This window comes from Streptomyces sp. SUK 48 (assembly GCF_009650765.1).
GTDB lineage: Bacteria > Actinomycetota > Actinomycetes > Streptomycetales > Streptomycetaceae > Streptomyces.
In genome coordinates, this window is sequence record NZ_CP045740.1 from 1,070,814 (window position 1) to 1,083,757 (window position 12,944).

At 73.3% G+C, this 12,944-nt stretch carries 10 protein-coding genes and 1 riboswitch; of the genes, 7 read left to right on the forward strand and 3 right to left on the reverse strand.

What is annotated here, in order from left to right; genetic code table 11:
* Positions 1 to 23 precede the first annotated feature (23 nt).
* Positions 24 to 1,064, reverse strand: a complete 1,041-nt coding sequence (locus tag GHR20_RS04535; protein ID WP_153812317.1) for an alpha/beta hydrolase — start codon at positions 1,062 to 1,064, stop codon at positions 24 to 26.
* Between the two features lie 433 nt (positions 1,065 to 1,497).
* Entirely contained in the window at positions 1,498 to 2,904 is a 1,407-nt protein-coding gene (locus GHR20_RS04540; RefSeq protein WP_153812318.1) for a short-chain fatty acyl-CoA regulator family protein, read from the reverse strand.
* 375 nt (positions 2,905 to 3,279) lie between these two features.
* On the opposite strand from GHR20_RS04540, the gene aceA reads away from it, so the two are divergent.
* The 7 genes from aceA (at position 3,280) to GHR20_RS04575 (ending at position 11,849) form a co-directional block, all read left to right on the forward strand.
* Complete coding sequence (gene aceA, locus GHR20_RS04545; RefSeq protein ID WP_148025573.1) at positions 3,280 to 4,566, forward strand: isocitrate lyase; 1,287 nt, start codon at positions 3,280 to 3,282, stop codon at positions 4,564 to 4,566.
* Positions 4,567 to 4,607: 41 nt separating this feature from the next.
* Positions 4,608 to 6,191: a malate synthase A gene (aceB, locus tag GHR20_RS04550; protein WP_153812319.1), complete on the forward strand. Its 1,584-nt coding sequence runs from the start codon at positions 4,608 to 4,610 to the stop codon at positions 6,189 to 6,191.
* Positions 6,188 to 7,057 carry a 3-hydroxybutyryl-CoA dehydrogenase gene (locus tag GHR20_RS04555; RefSeq protein ID WP_153812320.1) on the forward strand — a complete coding sequence of 290 codons (870 nt, stop codon included), beginning with the start codon at positions 6,188 to 6,190 and terminating at the stop codon, positions 7,055 to 7,057. The genes aceB and GHR20_RS04555 overlap by 4 nt, the downstream gene beginning before the upstream one ends.
* Before the next feature lie 150 nt (positions 7,058 to 7,207).
* On the forward strand, positions 7,208 to 7,717 hold the full coding sequence (locus GHR20_RS04560; RefSeq protein WP_153815833.1) for a GNAT family N-acetyltransferase: 510 nt from the start codon (positions 7,208 to 7,210) through the stop codon (positions 7,715 to 7,717).
* 81 nt (positions 7,718 to 7,798) lie between these two features.
* A riboswitch (cobalamin riboswitch) is annotated at positions 7,799 to 7,993 on the forward strand.
* 168 nt (positions 7,994 to 8,161) lie between these two features.
* The gene (gene metE, locus GHR20_RS04565) at positions 8,162 to 10,480 is read left to right on the forward strand and encodes a 5-methyltetrahydropteroyltriglutamate--homocysteine S-methyltransferase (RefSeq protein ID WP_153812321.1); all 2,319 of its coding nucleotides are present in this window, start codon (positions 8,162 to 8,164) and stop codon (positions 10,478 to 10,480) included.
* 169 nt (positions 10,481 to 10,649) lie between these two features.
* Positions 10,650 to 10,781, forward strand: a complete 132-nt coding sequence (locus tag GHR20_RS38090; protein WP_275549594.1) for a hypothetical protein — start codon at positions 10,650 to 10,652, stop codon at positions 10,779 to 10,781.
* A gap of 117 nt (positions 10,782 to 10,898) precedes the next feature.
* On the forward strand, positions 10,899 to 11,849 hold the full coding sequence (locus GHR20_RS04575) for an SDR family NAD(P)-dependent oxidoreductase (protein WP_153812322.1): 951 nt from the start codon (positions 10,899 to 10,901) through the stop codon (positions 11,847 to 11,849).
* On the opposite strand, the gene GHR20_RS04580 is transcribed toward GHR20_RS04575, so the two are convergent.
* Positions 11,789 to 12,928, reverse strand: coding sequence for a bifunctional 2-methylcitrate synthase/citrate synthase (locus tag GHR20_RS04580; RefSeq protein ID WP_153812323.1), 1,140 nt, complete (start codon positions 12,926 to 12,928; stop codon positions 11,789 to 11,791). The two genes, GHR20_RS04575 and GHR20_RS04580, sit on opposite strands and share 61 nt — an antisense overlap.
* Between the last annotated feature and the right edge of the window lie 16 nt (positions 12,929 to 12,944).

Consider the following 12,944-nt stretch of genomic DNA (forward strand, 5'->3'; position numbering starts at 1 on the left):
CCCGGCGGGGCTCCCGCCTCCCGTCAGAGCCGGCCGGCGTCCAGCACCGCCCGGGCGAAGACGGCGGGGGCCTCTTGCGGGAGGTTGTGGCCGGCGCCCGCCACGACCCGGTGCTCGTAGGGGCCGGTGAAGCGGTCGCGGGTGGGGTCGCCGGGGGCGGTGAAGGGGTCCAGCTCGGGGCTCAGGGTGATGGTGGGGACCTGGATGACGGGCCGGGTGGCGAGCTGCCTCTCGTAGCGGTCGTACCGGCGTTCGCCGTCCGCGAGGCCGAGGCGCCAGCGGTAGTTGTGGATGACGACGGCCGCGTAGTCGGGGTTCTCGAAGGCCGCCGCCGTACGCCGGAAGGTGGCGTCGTCGAACGCCCAGGTGGGTGAGACCTCTTGCCACACCAGGCGGCACAACGCGTCGCGCAGCTCGGGGGTTTCCATGGCCCGGCGGCCGCGTTCGGTGGCGAAGTAGTACTGGTACCACCAGGTGTGCTCGGCGGCGGGCGCGAGCGGCGACTGCTGCGCCTCGACGTCGGTGACGAGGTAGCCGCTGGTGGAGACGAGCGCGGTGACGCGCCCGGGCCACAGCGCGGCGATGATGCCGGCGGTGCGCGAGCCCCAGTCGAAGCCGGCGAGGACGGCCTCGCGGATCTCCAGCGCGTCCATGAGGGCGACGATGTCCAGGGCGACCGCGGCCTGCTGGGCGTTGCGGACCGTGTGCGCGGACCGGAACCGGGTGGTGCCGTGGCCGCGCAGATAGGGCACGATCACGCGGTACCCCTGCCCGGCGAGGAGCGGGGCGACGTCGACGTAGCTGTGGATGTCGTACGGCCATCCGTGCAGGCAGATCACGACGGGGCCGTGGGCCGGGCCCGCCTGCGCGTACCCGATGTCGAGGACGCCCGCGCGGACCCGCTCGAGCGCGGGGAACGTGGTGTGCGCTCCGGGTGCCGGGGCCTCGTCCGCCCCGCCGGGAGCGGCCTGGGCGGCGTCCGCCGACTGCCGGCCGGTCAGGGAGAGCGCGGCCGCGCCGGTCCCGAGGCCGACGGCCTTCCCGAAGGTACGCCGGTCGATCATATGAAACCCTCCGTCGTCCGCATGGCGCGCTGAGGTCAGCTCGCCCGCGACGCTACCGGCCGCTCCCCGCTCCCCGAAGGCGGCGCGAAGGGCGTGGGCGCGGCGGGTTTCCGGGTGGCGCCCGGCGAACTCGGCGAGAACATCACCACCCGCGGTGTCGACCTGCTCGCCCTGCCGGTCGGCCCCGGTCGCGCGTCGGCGCCGAAGCCGTGATCGAGGTGACCGGTCTGCGCGGCCCCTGACGCCCCATCGGGCCCGGCCGAGGCGGTCTGCTCAAGCAGGTCGCCGGCCGCGACGAGGCAACCTCGTGTGCCGGGGCCGGAAGCGCGGGCGTGTCACGCGGGGCGGGGGCATCCGCCCCGGCGACACGGTGGAGGCGGGGCTCCCGGTCGGCCCGCACCACCCGCCGGACCGGGGCCGACCCACCGCGTCCTCACCCCTCGGGCTCGGTGACGCGGTACGGCACGAACGTGCTGGTGTCCTGGTCGATGTGCAGCCGGTGGCCGAGCGGCGGGGCGGCGCGCTGGGGGCAGGAGAGGCGTTCGCAGACGCGGCAGCCCATGCCGATGGGGGTGGCGGCGGAGGTGCCGGCGAGGTCGAGGCCGTCGGAGTAGACGAGTCGGTGCGCGTGGCGGATCTCGCAGCCGAGGCCGATGGCGAAGGTCTTGCCGGGTTCGCCCCAGCCGCCGCGGTGCCGGGCGACGGCGCGCGCGGTCCACAAGTACCGCTGCCCGTCCGGCATTTCGGCGACCTGGACATGGATGCGGCCGGGCGCGGCGAACGCCTCGTACACGTTCCACAGGGGGCAGGTGCCACCCGCCCGGGAGAAGTGGAAGCCGGTCGCCGACTGGCGCTTGGACATGTTGCCCGCCCGGTCGACCCGGACGAAGGAGAAGGGCACCCCGCGCAGCCGGGGGCGCTGGAGGGTGCTCAGCCGGTGGCAGACGGTCTCGTAGCCGAGGCCGTAGCGGTCGGTGAGGCGCTCGATGTCGTAGCGCACCTCCTCGGCGGCCGTGTGGAAGGCGCGGTACGGCAGGACGAGCGCCGCCGCGAAGTAGTTGGCGATGCCGATGCGGGCGAGGCCGTGGGCGGGCGTCCCCGGGGTGAAGTCCTCGGCGGCCAAGTGGTCGATCTCGGCGCCGTGTTCGAGCAGGGCGAGCTGGGTGGCCAGGCGGAACGCGCGCTGGCCGGGGCGCAGCCGGGTGGAGAGGTGGAGGGTGCGGGTCGGCGCGTCGTAGTGGTGGAGGTGGTCGGCCGCCCCGACGGACAACCGCACGCCGTGCCGGTCGGCGAGGCGGGCGGTCAGGGCGGGGAGGACCTCGCCGGGGCCGATGCCGATCTCCTCGGCGAGGGCCTCGGCCGCGAGGTCGGTGTCGTGCAGGTAGTTGCGGCGGCGGTAGAAGAAGTCCCGGATCTCCTCGTGCGGTGAGCGGGGCAGCTCGGGGTCGGCTCCGCGGCCGTCCGTGGCCTGCGCGAGGCGTTCGGCGAGCAGTTGGTTGCGGCGGCCGAGGCCGAGCAGCACATGGGCGACGGCGGGCATCCGGGCGGCGAGGTCCGCGAGGTCGGCGGCGGACAGGCGGGCCTCGGCGAGTTCCCCGGCCAGCGCCTCGCGCAGGTCGGCGACCAGACGCGTGGTGTCGCGCTCGGAGAAGAAGCCCGGGTCGACGCCGAACGTCTCGGTCAGCCGGAGCAGCACCGGGACCGTGAGCGGCCGGGAGTCGTGCTCCATCTGGTTGAGGTAGCTCGGCGAGATGGCGAGCACGCGGGCCATCTCGGCCTGGCTGAGGTGCCGCTCCTCGCGCAGGCGCCGCAGCCGCGCGCCCGCGTACGTCTTGCTCATCCCCGGGTCCTTCCTCGTCCCTCCGTTTCCGGCCAGCCTAGGTGATCGGCACCCCGGAAGGACCTTCGCAAAGTTGGCAGATGACCGCCGGAAGATTCGCAGAAGTTGGCAGACGTCCACCATTGATGGCACTCAGTGCCACTGCCAGAGTGTGCGTACGGCCCGCCGGACACCGGCGGCCACCGCTCGCAGCCGGGACCCGAATCAGGCCCTGACATCGGGATTCCCGGCACGGGTGAGGGGTCGTCACCGGCAGCACTGCTCAGCTCCGCCCCATGGTTCCGGCGGGCCGTATCGCAAGAGTTCGACACGTAGTGCCACACCTGTTCGCTTGAACGGGGACGTTGGCAGCCGGTACAGATCGAGGAGACAGTCATGGCAGAGGCGACGAGGACGCAGGCGGCCGAGGAGCTGGCGCGGCGCTGGGCCACCGACCCCCGCTGGCAGGGTGTCGAGCGCACCTACAGCGCCGAGGACGTGATCCGGCTGTCCGGCAGCGTCCGCGAGGAGCACACCCTGGCCCGGCGCGGCGCCGAGCGGCTGTGGCGGCAGCTGCACGAGCGGGACTACATCCACGCCCTCGGCGCGCTCACCGGCGGCCAGGCGGTCCAGCAGGTCAAGGCCGGTCTCCAGGCCATCTACCTGTCCGGCTGGCAGGTCGCCGCCGACGCCAACCAGGCCGGGCACACCTACCCGGACCAGAGCCTGTACCCGGCCAACTCCGTTCCCCAGGTGGTGCGTCGGATCAACAACGCGCTGCTGCGCGCCGACCAGATCGCCACCGCCGAGGACGCCGGGGACACCACGGACTGGCTGGCGCCGATCGTCGCCGACGCCGAGGCCGGTTTCGGTGGTCCGCTCAACGCGTTCGAGCTGACCAAGGCCATGATCGCGGCGGGCGCGGCCGGTATCCACTACGAGGACCAGCTCGCCTCGGAGAAGAAGTGCGGCCATCTCGGCGGCAAGGTCCTGGTGCCGACCTCGCAGCACATCCGCACCCTGAACGCGGCGCGCCTCGCCGCCGACATCGCCGACGTGCCGAGCATCGTGATCGCCCGCACCGACGCGCTCGCCGCCAACCTGCTGACCACCGACGTGGACGAGCGGGACGCGGAGTTCGCCACCGGCGAGCGCACGGCGGAGGGCTTCTACCGGGTGCGGCCCGGCATGGCGCCGGTGATCGCGCGCGGTCTGGCGTACGCGCCGTACGCCGATCTGCTCTGGGTGGAGACCGGCACCCCGGACCTGGCGCAGGCCCGTGAGTTCGCCGAGGCGATCCACGCCCGCTACCCGGACCAGATGCTCGCCTACAACTGCTCGCCCTCCTTCAACTGGAAGGCCGCGCTGGACGACGACCAGATCGCCAAGTTCCAGCGGGAGCTGGGCGCGATGGGCTACCGGTTCCAGTTCATCACCCTGGCCGGCTTCCACTCCCTCAACCACGGCATGTTCGACCTGGCCCGCGGCTACGCCGAGCACGGCATGACCGCCTATGTCGACCTCCAGGAGCGGGAGTTCGCCGCCCAGGCGCAGGGCTTCACCGCCGTCAAGCACCAGCGCGAGGTCGGCACCGGCTACTTCGACCTGGTCTCCACCGCCGTCAACCCCGCGTCCTCCACCACCGCCCTGGCCGGGTCGACGGAGGAAGAGCAGTTCCACTAGGCCCCCGCCGCACCTCCTCGCACCTCTTCCAGGAGAGACCGATGACCACCAGTGCACTGACCCACCGGGTCCGCGTGCTCGCCCCCGCGGGCGAGCGGCACGACGAGATCCTCACGCCCGCCGCCCTGGACTTCGTCGGGGCCCTCGTGGCCGCGTTCGGCGAGCGCCGCCAGGAGCTGATGAAGGAGCGGCGCCGGCAGGCCCTGCGGCTGGCCGCCGGCACCCCGCTCGACTTCCCGATGGTCACCTCGGCCGTCCGCGCCGACCCCGGCTGGCGGGTGGCGCCGCCCGCGCCCGGTCTGACCGACCGCCGCGTGGAGATCACCGGCCCGCCGGACCGCCGGATGGCGGTGCACGCGCTCAACTCCGGGGCTCAGGTCTGGATGGCCGACCTCGAGGACGCCACCGCGCCCACCTGGGGCAATGTCATCGGCGGCCAGCTGACCCTGCGGGACGCGATCGAGCGGCGGATCGACTTCACCGCCCCGGACGGCCGGGAGTACCGGCTCGGCGAGCGGCTCGCCACGATCGTCGTACGGCCGCGCGGCTGGCACCTGGAGGAGGAGCACCTGGAGTACGACGGCCGGCCCGTGCCCGCGGCGCTGGTGGACTTCGGGCTCTACTTCTTCCACTGCGCCCGGCGGCAGATCGACGCCGGGTACGGCCCGTACTTCTACCTCCCCAAGCTGGAGAACCGGTACGAGGCGCGGCTGTGGAACGACGTCTTCCTGCTCGCCCAGGATCTGCTCGGCGTCCCCCGGGGCACCGTCCGCGCCACCGTGCTCATCGAGACGATCACGGCCGCGTTCGAGATGGAGGAGATCCTCTACGAGCTGCGCGAGCACAGCTCGGGCCTCAACGCGGGCCGCTGGGACTACCTGTTCAGCGTCATCAAGACCTTCGGCCACCGCACCGACTTCCTGCTCCCGGACCGGGCGAAGGTCACCATGACGGCCCCGTTCATGCGGGCCTACACCGAACTCCTCGTGCGCACCTGCCACAAGCGGGGCGCGCACGCCCTCGGCGGTATGGCGGCGCAGGTGCCGGGCGGCGAACCGGGCGCCCGTGAGGCCGCGTTGGCCACGGTCCGGCTGGACAAGGAGCGGGAGGCCGAGGACGGCTTCGACGGCTCCTGGGTGGCGCATCCGGGTCTGGTCCCGGTGTGCCGGGAGGTGTTCGACGGCGTCCTCGGCGAGCGGCCGCACCAACTGGACCGACTGCGCGAGGACGTGGCGGTCACGGCGGCCGAGCTGCTGTCGGTGCGCCGGATCGCCGGACCGCCCACGGCGGAGGGGATGCGCACCAACCTCCGGGTCGCGCTGCGCTACTTCGCCGCCTGGCTGGACGGCCGGGGTGCCGTCGCGCTCGACGGCCTCATGGAGGACGCGGCCACCGCGGAGATCGCCCGGGTGCAGATCTGGCAGTGGCTGCGGCACCGGGTGATCGAACGGGAGACGGTGACGGAGCTGCTGGACGAGGAGACGGCGGCGCTCGGCGCGGAGTACCCGTGGGCACCGGTGGACGACGTGCGCGCGCTGTTCGAACGCACCGCGTTTCAGGGCGAGTTGCCGCTGTTCTTCACTCCCGACGCCTACTCCCGGCACCTCGTGCGGCGGGCGTCATGAGCGGGCGTTTCGCACGGGTCGGCGTGGTCGGCGGCGGCCGGATGGGCGCGGGCATCGCGGAGGTGTGCGCGCGGGCCGGCCTGGACACGGTGGTCTGCGAGGCCGACGCGGTGGCCGCCCGCGCGGCCCAAAACCGGGTGGCCGCCTCGCTCGAACAGGCGGTACGACGAGACAAGTTGGGCGAGTCCGAGGCGCGGGACGCCCTCGCGCGCGTCGTCTTCACCGGCGAGCTGGAGGACCTGGCCGACCGGCAGCTCGTGATCGAGGCCGTGACCGAGAACGCGGACGCCAAGACCGAGGTGTTCGCCGCGCTCGACAAGATCGTGGCGGATCCGGCGGCGGTACTGGCCACCAACACCTCCTCGCTGCCGGTGATGCGGCTCGGCATGGCCACGTCCCGCGCGGACCGGGTCGTCGGACTGCACTTCTTCAACCCGGTGCCGGTGCTGCCGCTGGTGGAGGTGGTCGCTTCGCTGCACACCTCGGCCCGGACCGTGACCGAGGTGGAGACCTTCGCCGCCGAGGTGCTCGGCAAGACGGTCGTCCACGCGAAGGACCGGGCCGGTTTCGTCGTCAACGCGCTGCTGGTGCCGTACCTGCTGGCCGCGATCCGGATGGCGGAGTCCGGCTTCGCCTCGGCCGCGGACATCGACAACGGCATGGAGCTGGGCTGCGCCCATCCGATGGGGCCACTGCGGCTCGCGGATCTGATCGGCCTCGACACCGTCGCCGCGATCGCCGAGTCGCTGCACGACGAGTTCCGCGAACCCCTGTACGCCCCGCCCCCGTTGCTGCGGCGGATGGTCGAGGCGGGGCTGCTGGGCCGCAAGAGCGGCCGGGGGTTCCACGTGTACGGCCAGGGCTGAGGAACCTGGTGCGGCCGGGCTGAGGGGCCCGGCCCGCGGTCACCGGCCGAGGGTCCGGAGGCCGTGCGCAGAGTAGGGCGGGAAGCGCTGGTGCGGCGCTTCCCGCCCTCTGCGTGTGGCAGCATCGCGGGCGGACACCTGGAGGAGTACGTGCGGCTGCGCGATGTCACCCCGGACGACGTGGACGCCTATGTGCGGATGCGGTGCGATCCCCGCATGATGGCGGACCTGGGCGGTCCCCTGCCCCGGGAGGGCATGGCGGACAAGGTCCGCCGGGACGCCGAGGAGGCCGCGGCGGATCGCGCGTGGCTGAAGATGATCGTGCCCGATCCGGCGCGGCCCGACAGGGTGGCGGGCACGGTGACCCTGTGGAGCCATGAGAGCGCGGACGGGCCGGTCTCCGAGATCGGCTGGATGGTGCTGCCCGAGTTCCAGGGGCGCGGGCTCGGCAAGCGTGCCGTCCGGGTCCTCCTGGAGCAGGCCCGGGACCAGCGGCGCTGGGGTGCGGTGCACGCCTTCCCGGCGACCGGCAACGCCGCGTCGAACGGGATCTGCCGCTCCCTCGGCTTCCGTTTCCTCGCGGAGATCGGTGTGGACTTCGCCGGGCGGGCGCTGCGCAGCAATCACTGGGTCATCGAGCCGGGACGCGATCTGGTCTGAGGCCGTCCGTCTCGGCGCGCCATCCGAATACTGGACTTGATCCACCACGCGCGCCCTTCGGCCCGTAGGCTGGCCCGTGCAGCTGGTTCGCCCCGTCCGCCAGGCGGGAGCGTCGCAAGAGGGAACCCGGTGGGAATCCGGGACTGCCCCGCAGCGGTGAGCGGGAACGACCGCCGTCATACGCACTGGACCCGGTGAAACGGATCTGGGAAGCGACGGCCAGTAGGTGTCCTCAAGTGGTGAGGACGTGCCCGCGAGTCCGAAGACCTGCCAACTGCCCGTGCGCGGGACGTCCCGTGCGCGGCATCCCGGTGACCTCGAGGGCGGGTCGGCGAACAGAACCGCACGGACGGCCGTGGGCCGCTGTCGTACGGTCCGTCACCCCTTCGCGCCTCTCGTCCCGTCTCCGGGATCTCAGGGATTCATCTCGCGAAGGAGATCTCCGTGACCACGAAGTCCGCAGCCGCGGCGGCACGGGCCACCGTGTACGGCTACCCCCGCCAGGGGGCGAACCGGGAACTGAAGAAGGCGATCGAGGGCTACTGGAAGGGCCGCGCCACCGCCGACGAACTGCGCGCCGTCGCCGCCGAGTTGCGCGGCAACACCTGGCGCCGGCTCGCCGCGGCCGGCCTGCACGAGGTGCCGACCGGCGACTTCTCGTACTACGACCATGTCCTGGACACCACCGTCATGGTCGGCGCGATCCCCGGCAGGCACCGGGAGGCCGTCGCCGCCGATCCGCTGGACGGATACTTCGCGATGGCCCGCGGCACCCAGGAGGTGGCGCCGCTGGAGATGACCAAGTGGTTCGACACCAACTACCACTATCTGGTGCCCGAGCTGGGTCCGGACACGGTGTTCACGGCCGACTCCGCCAAGCAGGTCGCGGAGCTGACCGAGGCCCTCGCCCTCGGGCTGAGCGCCCGCCCGGTGCTGGTGGGCCCGGTCACCTATCTGCTGCTGGCCAAGCCCGCGCCCGGCGTGCCCGCCGACTTCGAGCCGCTGACCCTGCTGGACCGGCTGCTGCCGGTGTACGCCGAGGTCCTCGCCGATCTGCGGGCGGCCGGCGCCGACTGGGCGCAGCTGGATGAGCCCGCCCTCGTCCAGGACCGCACGCCGGCCGAGCTGAACGCGGCCGAGCGCGCCTACCGCGACCTCGGCGCCCTCACCGACCGTCCGAAGCTGCTGGTCGCGTCGTACTTCGACCGGCTCGGCGAGGCCCTGCCGGTGCTCGCGAAGGCGCCGGTGGAGGGCCTGGCCCTGGACTTCACCGAGGCCGCCGCCCAGAACCTGGACGCGCTGGCCGCCGTCGGCGGGCTGCCCGGCAAGCGGCTGGTCGCGGGCGTGGTCAACGGCCGCAACATCTGGGTGAACGACCTGGAGAAGTCCCTGGCCACCCTCGGCACCCTGCTGGGCCTGGCCGACCGGGTCGACGTGTCGGCCTCCTGCTCCCTGCTGCACGTCCCCCTCGACGCGGCCGCCGAGCGCGACATCGACCCGCAGATCCGGCGCTGGCTCGCCTTCGCCGAGCAGAAGACGGCGGAGATCGCCACGCTCGCCAAGGGCCTCGCCCTCGGCACGGACGCCATCGCCGCGGAACTGTCCGCGAACCGGGCCGACCTCGCCTCCCGGGCCGGCTCCCCGCTCACCCACGACCCGGCCGTGCGGGCCCGCGCCGGGGCCGTCACCGAGGCCGACGCCCGCCGCTCCCAGCCGTACGCCGAGCGCAGCGCCGCCCAGCGGGCCCGGCTCGGGCTGCCCCTGCTGCCCACGACGACGATCGGATCGTTCCCGCAGACCGGTGCACTGCGCAGCGTCCGCGCCGACCTGCGGGCGGCCCGGATCGACACCGCCGGGTACGAGGAGCGCATCCGGGCCGAGATCCGGGAGGTGATCGGCTTCCAGGAGAAGGCCGGTCTCGATGTCCTGGTGCACGGCGAGGCCGAGCGCAACGACATGGTGCAGTACTTCGCCGAGCAGCTCACCGGCTACCTCGCCACCCAGCACGGCTGGGTCCAGTCGTACGGCACCCGGTATGTGCGGCCGCCGATCCTGGCCGGTGACATCTCCCGCCCCGAGCCGATGACGGTGCGCTGGACGTCGTACGCCCAGTCGCTCACCGAGCGCCCGGTCAAGGGCATGCTCACCGGCCCGGTCACCATGCTCGCCTGGTCCTTCGTCCGCGACGACCAGCCGCTCGGGGACACCGCGCGGCAGGTGGCCCTGGCGCTGCGCGACGAGGTCGACGACCTGGAGCGGGCGGGGACTTCGGTGATCCAGGTGGACGAGCCCGCGCTGCGCGAGACACTGCCGCTGCGCGCCGCCGACCGGCCCGGGTACCTGGACTGGGCGACCGAGGCGTTCCGGCTGAGCACCTGCGGGGTGCGCCCGGACACCCAGATCCACACGCACATGTGCTACGCCGAGTTCGGTGACATCGTGCGGGCCATCGACGACCTCGACGCCGATGTCATCAGCCTGGAGGCGGCCCGCTCCCATATGCAGGTCGCCCGCGAACTGGCCGCCCACGGCTATCCGCGCGAGGCCGGTCCGGGTGTCTACGACATCCACTCCCCGCGCGTCCCGAGCGCCGAGGAGGCGGCCGGGCTGCTGCGCACGGGGCTCGGGGCGATCCCGGCGGAGCGGCTGTGGGTCAATCCCGACTGCGGCCTGAAGACCCGCGGCTGGCCGGAGACCCGGCAGTCCCTGGAGAACCTGGTCGCCGCCGCGCGCACGGTCCGCGAGGAGCTGGCCGGGGCCTGACCCGGACACCGTGGTGGGGCCGGGGCGCGCACGTGTCCCGGCCCCACCGGCGGTGCGGACACCGCCGCGGGCGCGCCAGAGGGGTCGGCGCTGCCGGACGGGGACCGCTGCTCCCTGCTCGCCCCGCCCCGGGCCAGCACCCGGGGCCGGGCTGCCGCGGTGGCCCGCCGTGGAGAGACGGCTCGACCTGGACGAGGTGACGGAGGCCCTCCTGGACGGCGTCCAGGTGCTGCTGCCCGGCGAGGACACCGCCGTCGTACCCGCGCAGTCCACCGGCTGCCCGGCGCCGGCGCCCGCGTAGGGGATCTGTGGGCGGCGGGCGCGATCTGTCGGCGGTATGTCGGCGGCGGTCGCGATCTTGGACGGGTCGGCGGTGCTCACCCTGAGCACGGCCCCGGAGCGCAGGGAGCCCCTCATCATGTCTGCCGCACCTCAGAGCCGAGCGTGGGACGTTCATCGGCTGCCGTCCGCCGAGGGCAGGAACTTCCTGGTCACCGGGGGCAACGCCGGGATCGGCTACTTCACCGCGGAGCAGCTCGCCGCCACCGGAGCCCTCGTCGTCCTCGGCAGCCGGGACCGTGCGAAGGCCGGGACCGCCATGGCCTCGATCCGTGCGCGCGTGCCCGGCGCCCGGGTACGGCACCTCCGCCTTGACCTCGCCGACCTGTCGTCCCTCGAGGCCGCCGTGGACGGGCTGGACCTCGGTCATCTCGACGCGGTGGTCCACAACGCGGGGGTCGCGCTCGACGACCCGCCGCGCCGGGAGACCGCCGACGGCCACGAGCTGATGTTCGGCACCAACCACCTGGGCCACTTCGCGCTGACTGGGTGGCTGGCTCCGCTGCTGTCCGCGGCGCGGGCGGGCCGCGTGGTGACGGTGGGCAGCTTCGCGGCGCGCTCCGAGCGGCTGGACCTCGGCGATCTGCAGTCGGCCCGGGAGTACCGGCCCAAGCGCACCTACGGCCGGTCGAAGCTGGCGCAGATGTCCTTCGGCTTCGAACTCGACCGCCGGCTGCGTGCCACCGGCAGCACGGTGCTCAGTGTGGTGGCCCACCCCGGCGGCGCGCTGGACTCCCTCACCCCGTCCCGGCCGCCGGTCCACCGCACGGCCCCCGGCGCGCGGCTCCGCGCGCTGCCCGCCGCCCTGTTGGTGCAGGGCAAGGACGCCGGGGCGTGGCCGATCGTCCGTGCCGTCCTCGATCCGGAGGTGGCGGGAGGGGAGTTGTGGGGGCCTCGGGTCTTCGGGCTGCGGGGCACCCCGCGCCGTGAGCCCGTCCCCTCCCACATGGCCGACCCGGCCGTCGCCGCTCAGCTGTGGGCCGCCAGCGAGGAGTTGGCCGGCACCGCCCGCTGGTCCGGTCCCGCGTAGGAGGCGAGGGGGCGGATCAGCGCGTTGTGGGCGAGCTGCTCGGTGATGTGGGCGGTCCAGCCGGTGATCCGGCTCATCACGAAGATCGGGGTGAAGGCCGGGATGTCGAAGCCCATCAGGTGGTAGGCGAGGCCGGCCGGGTAGTCCAGGTTCGGGTGGATGCCCTTGCGCTGGAGCATGGCGTGCCGCAGGGCCGCGTGCAGGGTGGCCAGGCGGGTGGTCTCCGGGTCGGCGGCGCGGGCCACCAGACGGTCCAGCGCGGCCTGCATGAGGGGCACCCGGGAGTCGCCGTCCTTGTAGACGCGATGGCCGAAGCCCATGATCTTCCGCTTCTCGGCGAGGGCCCGGTCCAGCCACTCCTCGGTGCGGCGCGGGTCGGCGATCTCCTCCAGCATGTGCATCACGGCCTCGTTGGCCCCGCCGTGCAGGGGGCCCTTGAGGGCGCCGACGGCGGCGGTGACCGCGCTGTAGAGGTCGGAGAGGGTGGAGGTGACGACGCGGGCGGTGAACGTCGAGGCGTTGAAGCTGTGCTCGGCGTACAGGACGAGGGAGATCTCGAAGCAGCGGACCGTCTCGGGGTCGGGCACCGCACCGAAGCACATGTGGAAGAAGTTCTCCGCGTACCCGAGGCCGGGGTCGGGCGGGATCGGGGCGAGGCCCTTGCGGCGGCGCTGGTCGGCGGCGACCACGGTGGGCAGTCTCGCCAGCAGGGTCAGGGACTTGGCGCGGTGGGCGGCGAGACTGCCGTCGTCCTCCGTCGGGTCCTCGGCGCCGAAGAAGCTGACGGCGGTGCGCAGTACGTCCATCGGGTGGCAGGTCTCGGGGAGCCGGGCCAGCAGTTCGGCGGTGGTGCGGTCCAGCGGACGCAGGGCGCGCTCCCGGGCCTGGAACTCCCGCAGTTGGCCGGCGTCGGGCAGCTCGCCGTACCAGAGCAGATGGGCGACCTCCTCGAAGGAGCGACGGGCGGCCAGGTCCTGGACCGGATAGCCGCGGTAGGTCAGGGAGTTGGTCTCCTGGATGACGGTGGAGATCTCGGTGGTGTCGACGACGACACCGGCGAGTCCGCGATGGATGGTCATGGGGATCGTCTCCGGT

Bases quoted from the DNA above. Each gene is read 5' to 3' on its own strand.
- GHR20_RS04535 (WP_153812317.1), bottom strand. From the start codon at position 1,064: ATGATCGACCGGCGTACCTTCGGGAAGGCCGTCGGCCTCGGGACCGGC.
- GHR20_RS04540 (WP_153812318.1), bottom strand. From the start codon at position 2,904: ATGAGCAAGACGTACGCGGGCGCGCGGCTGCGGCGCCTGCGCGAGGAG.
- aceA (WP_148025573.1), top strand. From the start codon at position 3,280: ATGGCAGAGGCGACGAGGACGCAGGCGGCCGAGGAGCTGGCGCGGCGC.
- aceB (WP_153812319.1), top strand. From the start codon at position 4,608: ATGACCACCAGTGCACTGACCCACCGGGTCCGCGTGCTCGCCCCCGCG.
- GHR20_RS04555 (WP_153812320.1), top strand. From the start codon at position 6,188: ATGAGCGGGCGTTTCGCACGGGTCGGCGTGGTCGGCGGCGGCCGGATG.
- GHR20_RS04575 (WP_153812322.1), top strand. From the start codon at position 10,899: ATGTCTGCCGCACCTCAGAGCCGAGCGTGGGACGTTCATCGGCTGCCG.
- GHR20_RS04580 (WP_153812323.1), bottom strand. From the start codon at position 12,928: ATGACCATCCATCGCGGACTCGCCGGTGTCGTCGTCGACACCACCGAG.